This window comes from Flavobacterium sp. UBA4854, assembly GCF_002399805.1.
Lineage (GTDB): Bacteria > Bacteroidota > Bacteroidia > Flavobacteriales > Flavobacteriaceae > Flavobacterium > Flavobacterium ginsengisoli.
In genome coordinates this window covers 69,555-84,786 of the sequence record NZ_DHEI01000133.1, presented here as the reverse complement: position 1 = coordinate 84,786, position 15,232 = coordinate 69,555, and the positions used below count along the sequence as shown (strand labels likewise).

General features: G+C 34.9%; 7 protein-coding genes. All 7 read right to left on the bottom strand.

Annotation, left to right across the window (positions count from 1 at the left end; translation table 11 throughout):
- Positions 1-2 precede the first annotated feature (2 nt).
- Positions 3-1,559 (bottom strand): methylation-associated defense system protein MAD7, encoded by a 1,557-nt coding sequence (gene mads7 / locus B3J44_RS19535; protein ID WP_286970868.1) that lies wholly within the window; start codon positions 1,557-1,559, stop codon positions 3-5.
- A gap of 2 nt (positions 1,560-1,561) precedes the next feature.
- Positions 1,562-5,701 carry a methylation-associated defense system protein kinase MAD6 gene (mads6, locus tag B3J44_RS19530; RefSeq protein ID WP_286970865.1) on the bottom strand — a complete coding sequence of 1,380 codons (4,140 nt, stop codon included), beginning with the start codon at positions 5,699-5,701 and terminating at the stop codon, positions 1,562-1,564.
- Positions 5,686-7,053, bottom strand: a complete 1,368-nt coding sequence (gene mads5 / locus B3J44_RS19525; RefSeq protein WP_286970862.1) for a methylation-associated defense system restriction endonuclease subunit S MAD5 — start codon at positions 7,051-7,053, stop codon at positions 5,686-5,688. Before mads5 ends, mads6 begins: the two co-directional genes overlap by 16 nt.
- Positions 7,054-7,058: 5 nt before the next feature.
- Positions 7,059-9,071 (bottom strand): methylation-associated defense system DNA methyltransferase MAD2, encoded by a 2,013-nt coding sequence (gene mads2 / locus B3J44_RS19520; RefSeq protein WP_286970861.1) that lies wholly within the window; start codon positions 9,069-9,071, stop codon positions 7,059-7,061.
- Complete coding sequence (locus tag B3J44_RS19515; RefSeq protein ID WP_286970860.1) at positions 9,071-9,913, bottom strand: nucleotidyl transferase AbiEii/AbiGii toxin family protein; 843 nt, start codon at positions 9,911-9,913, stop codon at positions 9,071-9,073. The genes mads2 and B3J44_RS19515 overlap by 1 nt, the downstream gene beginning before the upstream one ends.
- Positions 9,903-10,886 carry a type IV toxin-antitoxin system AbiEi family antitoxin gene (locus B3J44_RS19510; protein WP_286970857.1) on the bottom strand — a complete coding sequence of 328 codons (984 nt, stop codon included), beginning with the start codon at positions 10,884-10,886 and terminating at the stop codon, positions 9,903-9,905. The genes B3J44_RS19515 and B3J44_RS19510 overlap by 11 nt, the downstream gene beginning before the upstream one ends.
- Before the next feature lie 326 nt (positions 10,887-11,212).
- Positions 11,213-14,977: a YecA family protein gene (locus B3J44_RS19505; RefSeq protein WP_286970847.1), complete on the bottom strand. Its 3,765-nt coding sequence runs from the start codon at positions 14,975-14,977 to the stop codon at positions 11,213-11,215.
- Between the last annotated feature and the right edge of the window lie 255 nt (positions 14,978-15,232).

The window sequence follows — 15,232 nt, the reverse complement described above, 5'->3', positions numbered from 1 at the left end:
AATTATGATAGTTCGTAACGAGGTCTTACTTTTTGCAGGATATAGGCATCACTTAAATCATTATAGAAACCGATCTGCCTCAATTTCATTTTAAAGGCTTCTACATTTTCTTTGAATGCAAGATGTGTATGAAGATCTATATTTTGAAAGCGTTCTTCATGCAGTCCATTTATAATTAACCCATATCGGTTTCGCAGATTATTCATCAGCTCCTCAACTGACAAGTTCCGGGTAATGAATTTATTTCCATCCAGATGGAGCACCTGAATTTGAACCAGGGATTCCAATAATCTGGTTCCAAGCACATATCTTCGGGGATGTTTTTTACTTCTTCCTTGGGCTAAAAATCCTCTTTCGCTATTCTTTTGTGATAAACTGTCTAGTAATTCTATATGAGATTTATGCTGATACTTTCCTCTCACTTTTAATAGCAATTCAACATATCTGTCGAAATAAGTAGTCTCATATTTTACCATTTCAGTTAATAGGTTTTTATACTCTTCATCCTGTTCCTGGTAGACAATGTCCCAGTAAGTCTCAAATTTTATCTCATATTTATTTATATCAGTTTTGAGAATATCCAATGCTTTTTCAATACTGTCGGAATTTGATTCATCTAGTTTCAATTTCTGAATAACACTGTTGATCTTAAAGGTACATTTGATATACTTATATAAAGAATTGTATGTTTTTTCCGCATCGGCTATTGCAATTGAAGAAATTTTGCTTTCAAAATTATCTGTTGTATCTAATACAATACTCCAATCATCAACAATTTCTTTGGTTCCAGCCTCAATCATTTGCGGCAGTAAATAAATCACTTTGTGAATGTATAAAGAAAGATGAAATGAGGTAATCGTTTTCAGGTAATCGATTAGGACATTTCGTGGAATTTTAGATTTATAAACCAGCAATCTTCGAACATCATCACAAAATAATTCTGCTTGTTCTTTTAAAAGCGGTTTTATCTTATTAAGAGTGGTATTACTCTCCAAAAAACCCGGACTAATATTTTTTATAAGATATAATATCCCTAAACTATCTACATCTAATTCTTTTGAATTGAGTAGTTTGTTTGTTGTTTTATCCCATCCTTCAGCTAAAAAATTCCGAAGATCTTCTTTTACGACAGGATTCTGTCCTAACATCAGATAAATCTGGTCGGCAGTAAAATAATCTCTAGTATTGGGAACGTTTCTTACGCGATAACTCTCAAGATGTATAGGCCGTAAAGATGATATTTTTTCTTTTTCAGAATTACCCCTATTTACCATATTAACCAGATTGGTACGCAGCCACAGTTCTACCGCATCGGGGTTTTCATTAAAGCCCTCCAACTCATTACTATCTTCCAATTTTTGAAAGATACTTTTCAGCCTATCGATTTCAATAAAAGCATTATCTCCTTTTCGTATTCTCTGTTTGGGACGAATGCCCTCGTGCTTTAAAAGCATAAAGAGGTTGACCAGGGTGTTATCTATCCTAATTGTTTTGGCATCAGCCGTAAAAAGCAGTTCATTTCTGAAGGTGCTTTCCTGTTTGTTTAGTTTGATTGCCATAGCTAATAGGTTAATTTTTTAATAGCGATTTTATTATTGTTTTTTTTAATTGAATAAAAAAGGCGATTGTCCGGCGTTACCACAATCTCATCATAGTTGAGGTTCTCCAATAAATTTTTAAACACAATCAATTCAATAAATTTGCCTCTCAAATCATTAAGTGACGGACTAAAACCTTTTTTAATAAAGTAAAGCATTTCATAAAGATCCAATGAAATGGCTAGCTCAATATGCTTAATTGTTTTGTGTCTAAAAATTAAGCTGTCAGGCTCATATTCTAGATATTTTATCAAATGATCAGTGCGGTTCACTATCAATTCAAAATCTTCTAAAGGGAACATTTTAAATGATTTACCTCTAATATCTTTTACATCCGTCGATGCTAGAATTAGGTTTTCTTTGTCTAATGACTCATTATCACAACCCTCATTTAAGGAAACAGCACGTGAAATAATCTGCTTTGTTTTTTTATCGATTGTTGATTGAGATAATATGGAAACAAAATCAAAAACTGATTTGTAGGGCAAACGCAATAAGTAAGATGGTTTTAAGCTCTTCTCTGCTGATTTTTCTGCATTTTCTTCAATAGAATTATCTTCCTTGAACCAGCTTGCTTTTCCTTCAAAATAATGATGTCGAACATAAGCTTTGTGTTTCTCTCTTATGCTGTGAATTAACTCGGGAGTTTGTTCATGCGCAGGAATAAATGATTTATAATCATTGAAACTATCAAGTAAGCTGCTTTCCCTTTCTGAAAATTCAAGAAAATCTTTTGGATTATGCCTGCTGAAATACAATTCTCTGTCCCAATGAGGTATAGTGACTTCTCCTATATCCGTTTCTCTTAACAGTTTGATTAACCGGTCTCTGTTGCCAGTGTCATCCAAATTAGGATTAGTGATATTGAAATAATGATACTGCCAATATTTTTCAGGATTTGAATCTTTTAATAACTCTATTTGCGGTAATTCCTCGCAAGAAATGTCGCGAGTGAGCATAAAAGAAATGAAAGAACGTATGTCGCGTATAGTAATATGTAATTCACGTTTTAAACTAACGGTTCTGATCAGCCATTCCAAGCGGTTAATTACCGCCTCACCAGCTGCTGTATCATTTAAGGTGTCGACATTGTATTTGATAAAACAGTCTTTAGCCAGCTCACATTTTTCGCATTTCGCCCAAAGGGATTTATGGGTAAGGGACTTTACCTGATTCTTAAACAAGCTGCCTTCTCCTGCATCATCAACCGCCACCGAACGAAGATTTAAATTAACAACCATTATTCCTTCAGGAAGTTCAGTATGTCCTTCCTTATAAAAATAATCTTCAATCAAAGAGGCTAATTTACCGTGCTTGCTTGAAGTAGTTAAAAACTCAACTAAACGGCCTTCGTTTATCGCAATGATGCGGCCTTCTGGTGCTTGCATGTAATTCTCTGCGTTCTCAAAAGGTTGAAAAAAACGTTCTAAAACATCGTTGTTTATGTTGTTTTCCTCATCTTGGGAACCGTCATAATTACTCTCGTAAGTAACACCATTTATTTTAAACCTTGCTCCGTTATGATGAGCAAAATGTTGAACTTCCTTAACCGATGAATGTTGCTCAATTTTCTTAATAAATGCCGTTTTGCCATCTCCTGCATTTCCAGTAATAATAAGTAATTTATATTGTCCATCAACAATGGCAGGAAGAAGACTTTTGTCCAGTTTGGTGGGGGTGTAAGTTAATGCATCCAGTTGATTACCATTATTATTTACTCTGGTTCCGAAATTACCATATTTAGACTGGCTGTAAAGTGAATTGATATATTGAATGATATCAAAATCAAAAACTGTGTTTTTTAACACTGGTGTTTTATTTTCGGAGGATGACTGCTCTAAGATTTTATCTTCCAGTATAACCAACGCATCAAACATTTCCTGAGCATTTTGAAAACGCTGCGAAGTATCTGCGGCAATGGATTTTAATAAAAAAGAACTAAATTCTTCTGAGATCCTAGGTTCAATTTCTTTTGGGTTATTCGGCTGTCTGCTGCTCATCGGCATTTTTGAAGGATGCCATGGATACTGCTTGCAAACTAACTCATATAAAGTTACTCCCATAGCAAAAGAATCTGCCGATAAATTCCAATTTACCTTATAATTGTCTGCTATTAAATCCGGCGCTAAATATGGATTGGTACCAACAAAATCTTTGTTAGTCTCATTTGAAGAAGCTACATTAAAATCGATTAACACGAAACGTTCGCCTTTATCCCAAATGATGTTTTGCGGTTTAATGTCTCTGTGTAAAATTGGTTTTTCTTTAGACTGCATCTCCACCAGTGCAGAGAGAATTTCTTTGCCTACTTGAAATACTTTATGAACAGGCAGTCTGGCATCTGTACGTGTATAGATGCTTAGATTCTCCCCATCCAGATATTCCATTACGGTAAAAAATTGCCCAGATACAGCTTCATCATTCCATTTAAACTTTACTATGTTTGGATGATCCAGTTTGATCAATGCATCGTATTCATCTTTTACTGAACTGAAGTTGACACTCTCATTGAATAGTTTCAGCGCATAATAAATGCCCTGTATACGATGTTTTACTTTAAAAACTTTCGAGTATCCGCCCTTGCCTAATACTTTGTGAATGGAATATGTTCCAATGGAATCACCTTCTTTTATTTCTTCAAATCCAGAAGATTTTACGGCAGGAATTACCAGTGGAGATACATCTATAACAGATTTGCTTTCAATAGCATTTAAAATAAAATCGTGCAAAGTTTCTACACTTTCTATGCGCTTTTGATCATCGGCTATAATAGTCTGGATACATATTTCGTCAATCCATTTGGGTAAATTTGAATTAATGTATGTTGGTAATGAATTACCTTTCAATTGCCCACCCATTTTGTCTAAATCGTAAGGTGTATTGAATGGTTCTTTGTCAGTGAATAACCAATAGATCAACACTCCTAATGAATATATGTCAGAAGAAGCACTTGCATCATTTACGGTTAGTTCTAAAGGATGATAGGCCGTTGCATTATTTTGATTTATTGTTGGCATGACGGTATATCCTTCTTCACTATGATCAATAAAGTACGATTTGCCAAAATTACCCAAATAAGCATAACCGCTGCTTAAATAGATATTATCGGGATTTATATCGCGATGGAAGATACTTTCTTTGTGGGCCTCTTTTAGAGCGACTATTATATTATTAATAATGTCAATTTTCTCCTTGAAAGTAAAAGTTTTAACACGGGCTTCAGAACGTAAAGAATTTTCTTCCAGGAAGTCAGAAATTTCATAGAATAGGTGGTTAATCTCATCAATTCGAAATTCCACATTTAATATAAAGGGTTTTGCCTTTAACTTGTTGAGTGCGTGATATTGGTTTTTAATTTTATCCTCACGCTTTTTCAGTTCATCTACTGACAATCCGCTTACTTGCAAAGCGTATTCCTTAATTCTGCGTCGAACAGATGTCACACCTTTTGGTTTTACAAGATATTCAGTAAAATTAGGTTCCTGCTGGATGATTTCTATAACTTCATAACCTTCAATTTCTCTTTTTTGCTCAGGAGATTTTTGCGACTGCTGACCGATCAGGAATTGTACAATTGCCTGCTGAATATCTGCTGCTTCATTTTCTAATTTACCAATACTATATGGATCAGCGATGAAGTCAGTCAATTTCTTACTCAATCTGAATGTTAGCTTTTGTGCTTCGTGAGAAATAACAGGAGGATAGGTATTATCAAAAGAAAGCGTAAGCATATTTTGAATCCATACTTTTCCCCAATTAAAGTTTGCTTCCTTAAGTTTAGATGCCAGTATCGCTGTTTTTTGGCGGCCTGTTTTAAGGGGGTTGGGCATCTGACGGTCATTAAGGTACCAATAATGATCGTCGCCTTCTATACGGCCCTTCCAGTCTTTGTTTTCAATATTGTAGATACCGTGTGGTGCAACGACAATTAAATCATACTCCCAATATTGCGTACGGTTGTTTTTTGGATTGGTAGAAGCAATCTCGACATTTGGTATTAAATAATAATTTTCCGGAAGATGTATTTCCAGATAATCCAACAATTTTTTTTCCCCGGCATTTACAACCGACTCGAAATAGGGTGGTTTTATGATGCTTGCCATAGGTCAATTTCTTTTTCTATTAATTCAATGGCTTGGTTTTCTTTCATTATGGCTTGATCAAACAATGCAGAAGATTTAATAACAAGATCAGTGATTAACTCTTTATTTTCTTCATCAAGTTCTGGCAATAAAAGTGTTTTGACATAATCTTCATTAATGGTTAATATCGCTGAACCAAAAATTCCAGCTCTTAAGTATTTTCTGCCAAATCTTGAAGATAGAAAAGCGTAAATATAAGGAGCTATATTTTCGTTAACTAATACTCTTAAAGCATGTTCGTTGACACCAATATTATTAAGTTGCTCGCCAATTAGATATGTCGACCCTAAAATTTCTTGGCCTGAGCGGGCAATCAAAACCCAATTTTTTCTAACCCTTAAAGTATCTACGCCAGCCATCTTTAGAGAAAGATACTTATTTATCCCTGTTGGATTAAATGAGGATAAGTCAGAAGTTGACAAATATTGAAGTCCTTCTTTAACATATATTCTTTTACCTCTATTAGGAATAAAAATTTTGTTTATGTGTTCGCCTAAATTTTTGTAGGGAATACCACTTTCTCGGATTATTGCGTCAAGTTCTTGCTTATAAATGTTATATGATGCATCAAACCGGTGTTGAAACAGCTTTAGATTTTTAGAGTTTTGTTTAAAGCTGATTATATTACAATGTTTTGCTTCAAATAAATCATCAAATTTCATTTGTGCAGTGTTCATTAATTCATTTGCTTCTTGTCTGAATTTCGACCCCTCAACAATAAATTGATGGATCTGAATCTGTTTTTGTTGTGATAATAACGGAATTGGTAACTTTGATAATGTTTTTGGTTCAATTCGAGGAACAACTGAGCCGTAAATATATGATTGCATATAATTGTAGGCTGTTTTCGAGGCTAAATAGGCATACAGATATCCATAAGGGATCTTTGAGTTGTTTGGATTTACACGAATAATATCCTGAGAACCTATTATTCCTTCTAAGTCCTTACTTATCAGTCTTACATTACCTATTGTACCAGCACAACTAACCAGAATTTGATTTTCTTTCAGGCTCATTTCCTCTTGTTTCGGCGTATATTTTTTTGATATTATTTTTGCAACATCAAGAGGATTTGTATTCATCATATGTTGTGCAGAGATATACGGATCTCCAAATTTAGAGTCATCGACAAACACTCTTTTAAATATACCTCCCGTAAAAACAGAAGTACAGACTTCTTCCAAAGTACTGAAAGGGAATTTATTATAAATTGCAGTTTCTATTCTTTTCTTACCATAATTCATATGATAACTTGGTTTAAGAATATGAGAACTGCTTATAATTGTTTTAGATTTTACCTGAGTGATTTCCATTTTTATTATTTTAAGAATTCTAAGTATGCCTTTGAAATTTTTGGTAGATCATCATCTAACATACGTTGCTTTTCAATTCTTGTTCTTACAATTGGTCTGCCGTCTTCCGGCCTGTAGGCTACATATTTATTCTCCACTGGAAAGATAATTTCAGCACCATCTTCATCTCGAAGGTAGATAGGATTTCCTCTTCGGTCTTTACCTAACTTTTCAGCTATTGCCATAAATACATCATAATCTTCTTCTCCGCCGTGGGCAATATTTCGCTGGTTTGGAGATTTCTTCTGTAGAAATAGTAATGATGCTTGTACACCAACTTGTGGTAGGAAAGCTTCTACAGCTAAATCTACCGAAGCTAGTATTTTAAATTTATCCAATATCCATTCTCTAACTGGCAACGTATTCGGATTACCTAATATTCCATCGGGTAGAACAATTGCCATCTTACCGTCTTCTTTTAAGAAATTGTAGCACGCCTCAATGAACAGTATTTCTGGAGCATTTGAATACTTAGATAGCTCAAAATGTACTGCTATATCTTCATCAACTTTAACTTTTGCTCCAAAAGGAGGATTGGTAAATATTATATCAAATTTTCCTCTTGCGCTGTCACCGTAAGGACCAGCATCATCAGCCATTGATTTCAAACTTCGATTGATTGCTTTTTCAATTTTTTCAATTTCAGAAGGATGTTCCCAGTTTGGATAGGCTAAAGAATTGACGTGAAAGATATTGGCATGTCCATCACCCGCCATTACCATATTCATTCTGGCAGCTTTCTTCAGGTCAGGATCGAAATCAAAGCCAAATATGCTGTTTTCAGCATATTCACGAACTCGTTCATTGACTTCATATGTGTTGTATTTTGCACTAAGCAATACTTCATCTTTGATTTCCGGATATAGTTTTTCCGCAATCTGCTTGCGAACATGATCCAGAACCATTACCAAAAAACCACCAGAACCGCAGGCTGGATCCAGTACTCGTGTACTTTCAGTTGGATTCATCATTTCCACCATCGCTTTGATAATATTTCGAGGTGTAAAAAACTGACCGGCTTCTTGTTTCAAGGTATTGCTTACAATTGTTTCATAAGCAAGTCCTTTTACATCAACAGTCGCATCAAGAAAGGAATACTTTGCTAATTCTCCTGCAATAAAAGAGATTCCTTTATCTGTAAGCTCTATGGATTCATAACCATCAAAAACATCAGAAAAAGTACCTTCTTTTTTTAAATCCTCAAAGATATCTTTAATTCTTTTTGCTACGGCTTTTCTGCCATCCTCACTATTCTGTTCTTTTACTCCCACCCAGAACTTACGTCGATAAGATATGCCATCAGGCATATCCATGAAACGTCTTTTCTCATCATACAATTTGCAAAAAATCAGATAGAGAAGCTGCCAGAACGCATCTTTTTTACGTCCTTCATTTCCATAGATATAATCGTGCGAACGCTTAAAAACTTTAATTAACGAATCATTTGCAGGCTTTCGGCTGTGAGAACGGTCTCCCCGGTTTAAATCATCTAAAGTCTCTCCAAAACCTGGAAAATCTGATAAATCCGCAAAGGTAAAATCAAAGCCAATTTGGTCATCTTCTTTCTGCAGATATTTGATGTCTGTCCCGTTTGTCCACAAGCCAAATTCACAATTGTCAGACGCAGCAAGTGCATTTTCTAGTGTAATAGTTACACCCTTTTTCTTGTCATTCTCTTTTATCTTTTCGTCCTGAACAATCGCAATTCGAACAATGTGATCTTGTTCGTGTGATTTACCTTTTTCAAAAATAACGAGTTCAATTTTTTGTTTTTTATTTTTTCCAGTGTCTGGATCAATATAGCTAATATTAAAATCACGTTCCATATCGATTAGATCAAAGACATACTCTTCGTTGAGCATACGGATAATAGACTGCAGGTTGTTTTCTTGCGATGTTGCTTTTCTCGGTTTCTCCGTAAGAATGCACATTACTTGATTATCTTCTAGTATTTGCTCTTTTGTATTATTAGTTCCCATTAATTTATATTTTGGTTGAGGATTTCAAAGCAATCCATTATATCATCAAATTTGATGTGATTTGTTTCTAGTATTTGGTTGAATAAAATGCTGTTTTCTCTATCATTTATTTCGTTCTCAATGATAGCTTTCAATTTTGTTTTGCTGACTGCATTATCAGATAATAATAAATTTATGTCAATACCTAAAAGAGCTGCGCCAGCTTTTGTAATAGTAAAATTTTCTATTTCATACACTTCTTCGTAATGCTCCATAGCGGCTCTTTCTTCATAAATATTCAGATAGTTCAAAAGAATAAATCCCATATCATCTGCATCTTTATTCCCTTTATGATGTCGGTCTTTCCATGCGGCTAATTTCAAAATGAAAATCCCTGCCAGTGAAACAATATCAATTTCCAGGGAATCATCGATCTTAACTTTGACCAAATCTTTTTCGGCTTCTTTAAAACCAAGTACAGTCATAGCAAAAGATTGGTCAGGCGGCCAAAAAATTTTATCATCTTCATTAGTAATTCCGCCATAAGGAACTATATCTAATTGAAAGTCATTTAAATACAAAAACCTTTGCTGCTGCTTGGCGTCTTTCGTAAAATTAGGCAGTTGTATTATTTCCTTTTCAATATTTGAAAATTCGTCCCATTTGTCTATCGCTAATGCAATATCTATATCTTTTGTTCTTCTGCCGGACTTTTCTCCATGAAGCTCCATTATTATGTCCCGGGCTGTTGCCCCGATGACGAAAAACTTGATCTCCAATTTTTGAAATACAGGAATCAGCTCACCCAAAAGCTTTTTTAATAATGGATGTTCCAGTTTTTCGCTTGATATGCTATAATCCATTGTCTAAAATAATTTTAGCTGTTTCTATATTTCTATTATTCCCAGTTCCTAATAAATCTGCATATACAACCAACGGAGGAGCAGTATTCTCATTTTTCAAATGAAGGTTGTCCGTCCAGAATTTACTGTACAATTCAATATTTCCTGTTTCGTCCGGTACAAGTTTCAGTTCTTTTGCAACTTTGCTTATTTCTTCATCCGTATATATGATATAATCTTTGGATTTTAGATATCTGGTTAAAAGCTCTCCGCCCGGTTCTCCTCCGAAATAGAGTTTTATACTGCTGTTATTTATAATGTTATTTGGACTTAATTCATTTCCTATCGCTCTCATTTTCTTTCTGAAAGAACGCGGTTTTAGCAGCTCATTGTATGCAATTACCCAGCGTTCAATGATTTCGTCCTGATTTTTTAGAACCCTTTTATTTCTTGTTTTTAGCAAGTAGTGGCTCTCTTCCAGTTCACTAAAGATATTGCTTACAGACCCCAAAGCAATTCCTGTTTTTTCGGCTAATTCTCTATATGAAAATTGCAGTGTTTCCGGATTAGAGATGAGCAATAACATTAATTTTAAACCTGCTTCTTGAAAAGCACGTGTTTGGTTTGTTTTTTTATTAATTTTTGCTTTTCTTCCTTCTACATATATATATAAGTTCTTAGTTCTGATAAAGGCATTTCCTGATGCATCTAGGTAATTGATATTATTGCTTTTAAGCTCATCTGCAGTGTTTTTAGTCAGATAATCGGCGATTACGATATTGTTTCTTGAATAATTGATCTCCTTTAAACTAGACATAATGATACCGTAATTTGCATTTTTTGCATTTTTTTTTGCAACACAATAAAAAGTCTCATTGTTGATTTGAAGGATCACATCGTATACTTCCCGAATACTGTCAATAGCAATGGGAACTCCTATTGTGTCTTCTAAAGAAGCAATAGCTTCATATACAAAATCATTGTCTCTATACATTTTTTTGTTCAATAAAATTAAATGTTCAGCAGGAATGAACATTCAAAAATAGTGAACAAAAATAGGATTTACAAATTTTTAAAAGAAAAAATTACTGTTTTTATCTTTCAAATCCAAAAGACCCTAACCATACATGTACCGGCTGGTATTCTTCGATTGTTGAACAGTTTAAAGAGAACTGCCTGAAAATATTTTGTTGGCATCAATAGAATTGAGGTCAGATAATTCTATCGTTTGCATTTTAGAGCGAAGTGGTTTTAAGCACAATACATCATGATAATTTGGGCTTGTTTTTAAAATTTCCGGTTTCTGAATGAATTATGGTGCTATTCCTCCAAATAAGATATTCCCTTTTTTCTAAGAAATACAAATGATTTTACAGGCAGCGGCAGGCTATCCTTTGATATGTATGAAAGAGGTATTTCGTCTGCGGTCAGTATTAAGGATTTAATATCATAGCTATCTATATCCGGCACAAACTTCACCAACGAAGATTTATTCTGCAGCAGCCAATTGTGGCGGTCATTATGCTTTCTCATCTTGGCTTTTTTGTCATTACCATCCCTTCCAAGATAATCGTCCATTTCAACTTTCATTTCATGAACATTTCTTCCTCCCGTTATATTCTTGCATTCTATAGGATATACGACTTTTCTTGTATGGTCAATTACCAGAAGGTCTATGTCTCCATAGGGTTTATCAGTTTTAAGATGAAGATCAGAGACATCTTTGTCCATTTTAATCTCATAGGAAACTACCTCAAATCTGGTCTCTTTTTCAAACCATTCCTTCACCTGCTTTCTGAAGGGACTTCCTTTTTCTCCTGAAATAGCAGCCAGCCATGATTTCATTAATGGAGTTTTTGGATTTGGAAGCTTGCTGGAATAAAGCAGGTAAAGCAGATTATCTGCAAACTGTACAAGATGGCGGTAGCCATAATAATAAAAGATTTCAATTTCTTCCCTTACTTTGACCAAGGGCCTTCTTAAATAAGAAATAGAACGGTTGTATCTCCATGGAAAAATATCCTGTCCGGTATATCCTATTGGAGGAGTACCAATACTATCTCTTTCCAACAGAGAAAGAAGGGCAAGCGCGGTGGCAATTTCGCCAGCGGTTATATTATCAATTTTTTCTAATATTTCAATGCATTGTCTTTCTTCCAGAATTACGCAGGGATCGCCTTTGGAAAAGCCTTCCTTTACTAATGCCCCTATAATTTTTGATAAGGTCGTAAGTGAAATTCCAAATTCCATGCTAAACGCAAGATCAAGCGACTTCGAATCTTCTGTTTCAATTGCAGGTCCGGGCTTCCTTTCATTTACATAATTTGTATCGAAATTTTCAATAAACCTGAATATCTCACTTTCATTCTTTGCAATTGCGTAAGGAGTGAAAGCTTCTCGTTCCATTGTTTTTTCTGAACCGATGCGTCCAGAAGGTAATAAACCCATTTTTGGATTGTCGATCTTGGTGCGTATTGCTTCACTAAGCGATCCCCATTGCGTGATTTGATTAGCCAGTGCTAATAATTCATCAGTGTCGTCCAAATTTGGCCATTTACTGCCGTGCGGAATTTTTAATGCCACAAATTCTATGAGTGTCCTGATTGCATGAGCTGTTGTTACTAGATTTTTTCCTTTGCTTCTCAACCTTCTTCCTTCATTTTCCTCATCGCTGAAGCAGGCAATTTTGGCAGGGAGCAAAATTTCTCTGAATTCTTTTATTTGGACACATCTTTCGTTAAAAGGGATAAGCCATCTCAGCAGGGCTTTTCCGTCAAATACAGCCAGCTTTGAAGTTATTTGGGCAATCAGTGCAGTAACTATATCGTCACAGAGCTTTATTTTTGCTGCAATGTCTGATATAGTTTCTGGAATCTCATATCCTTGAGGAAGATAACTCTTTAGGTTGTCCAATATATAAGAAATATCTGCCTCGTCCAGATAACGAAGTCTTGGAAGTCGTCGGTCATCCATTCTAACATTTAGCGACACATCACTGAACAGCAGCATTTTTGCCTGAGAAGGCCTCAAAGTTTCTTCAATGATTTGCTCAATTATTTCTGGGCTAAGGCGTGTACTTTTACCTGCAGCCTGTATATAAAGAACCATGCCATGTAAGACGGAGCGCATTAAAATTCTATCAGAGGTATTATCTGGCAATGTAAGGCTATACATGAATTCAAATGGTATTCCAATTTTTAAAACCGGAGGTACGATCTCATGAGTAAGTTTTATGCTTTCACTGCTTACAAGTTTGATTTCGAAATCTTGACCACTTGCTATTCTACTGTCTGCCACAATTTCAATTTCAAACTGTACAAGATTGAGATCGGATAAATACGGATCAAGCAGATTATGCATTTTATACAACCAAAAAGCCACAGCTTCGCAAGTATCAGTGGCCCAGCTTTCTTCATATGCCTTGGTTTGGGTATTGGTAATCCATATTGGCATTTTATAGCCTTCTATAACTATACGGAAATTTTTACTTATTTCCCTTTCTATGTAAATTGGCACATAGTCTCGGTATCTGGATACTTTTGCATAACCAAATTGACCGTTAACAAATATAGGAACTGCATGTACATTCTGCTGTTTCTCCACATCCATTGCAAAGTCGGCAGCCCCTCCGTTAACAATAGTCAGCATTCCTCCAAAAGGATTTATTTTATCAGAATCCAGTAAACTATTATTATTTGCTTTATATATTGCATAGATATCCAAAATTCCACCCAGCGTAACGATTTCCAATTGCTGGCTGGTCCAATTGTAGCATTTAGCAAACTTCCACAATGATAATACATTGGTATCTTTATCAGTTAAAATGGTATTAAGTTCGCTATAGCGAATTGCTAGAGATTGATAGTCAGATTGAGATTGACCTGATAAGAAACTGAATTCTTCTGAAGTTTCAGCCGTAACATAAAGGCAAAAGATATCAAAGTTCTGGTTAGTATTAAGTGATTTTAAATACGCAACTACCTCTTTGGCTCTTTTGTCAATGGAGATTAAATTGTACGCCTCTGAACGTTCAATGTAACAGACATATGCCAGTTTTTGATTGTCAAATTGAAATACAGCCTCCCTAATAGCAAGATTTGTTTCTTGTAAAGTAATATCCGTTGCTAGCCAGCCCGTCACTGATAAAGCTCTGCAGGTGATGTTAAATTGACGTACATATAACAAGTTTACTAGTTCTTCATAACAATCATGTTTTTTCGCAGTTGCAAATATGAACTGAACAAGTGTGTGCACAATCGCTGTTGGCATATACAAAAGAATAGAATCATCTGCCTCAATCAGAGGTTTAATATTCACAACATTATTGTCAGGATTGTCATCATTAAGTTCGGAACTTCCCGGAACTAAAATAAAGGCGTCGATGGTTTTTATATCATATTGATGAAGCTCACAAATTTTAGATATATATTCTTTAGAAAAATACATGGCTTGAATTAGTTCAGAAGCTTTATCATGTTGAGATAATCTGATATTTTTTTGTGCACTTTTTTCGTATTGATAAGGAATATGCCCAGCATCATTAGCTACGTTTTGGCTCATTAGCAATAGTAGGCCTACCGCATCCCTGATTTCCTTGATAAATTCTTTATCTAGTTCGTTCCTCTGAAGAAAAATGCACTCTGTGAGCTCATTCAGAATTCTGGTGTAGCCATCATATATTCCAGGATAGACAGTATAGTTTCCTTCTTCAAAGACTGCATTTTCAGTAAAAGCGCAATTTGGAGCATTTTCATTTGCTATTCCTTCTGTATAATTTTCTATAGCTACTTGCAAAGCGCCCCAAGTAGCGATAGGTCTAGTGTCATTTTCTTTCACTTGAAGAAGTATTTCCCTTGCCATCTGCTCAAACCTGTAATTTTTACCATGATTTTCGGGCTCTAGTTGCAATACAGCGAGTAGTCCTAAAATTTGCAGTGGATTTTTTTGTTGCACAAGTTCTGCGAAATCCATTTGTTTTGTTTCCTTTGTTGGTTGACCGAGATCTGATTTTTTGTTTAAATGACAGTACTTATATTTTTTACCACTTCCGCAATGGCAAAAGTCATTTCGTCCTATTTTACCCATTTGTTTTTCGAATTATAATAGTTTTTCCTTTCCATTCTTTCTATGGCTCTCAACACCGACCTGATCTAAGTTCCTCGCCTTGACTTTTATACCAACAACTTGAAATAGAAATGATTTTGATTTAATTCTTGAAATTGAACACGTTTAATTTCTTGATAAATAGGCAATCTTGAATATGTTTTTATGAAAAAAAGAGGCAAAGCCTCCTTTCAACATTCATTATGCCCTTATAGTACAAAACTCTAACCATTTGCT

Bases quoted from the DNA above. Each gene is read 5' to 3' on its own strand.
- B3J44_RS19510 (WP_286970857.1), bottom strand. From the start codon at position 10,886: ATGTATAGAGACAATGATTTTGTATATGAAGCTATTGCTTCTTTAGAA.
- mads5 (WP_286970862.1), bottom strand. From the start codon at position 7,053: ATGGAAATCACTCAGGTAAAATCTAAAACAATTATAAGCAGTTCTCAT.
- mads7 (WP_286970868.1), bottom strand. From the start codon at position 1,559: ATGGCAATCAAACTAAACAAACAGGAAAGCACCTTCAGAAATGAACTG.
- mads6 (WP_286970865.1), bottom strand. From the start codon at position 5,701: ATGGCAAGCATCATAAAACCACCCTATTTCGAGTCGGTTGTAAATGCC.
- B3J44_RS19515 (WP_286970860.1), bottom strand. From the start codon at position 9,913: ATGGATTATAGCATATCAAGCGAAAAACTGGAACATCCATTATTAAAA.
- B3J44_RS19505 (WP_286970847.1), bottom strand. From the start codon at position 14,977: ATGGGTAAAATAGGACGAAATGACTTTTGCCATTGCGGAAGTGGTAAA.
- mads2 (WP_286970861.1), bottom strand. From the start codon at position 9,071: ATGGGAACTAATAATACAAAAGAGCAAATACTAGAAGATAATCAAGTA.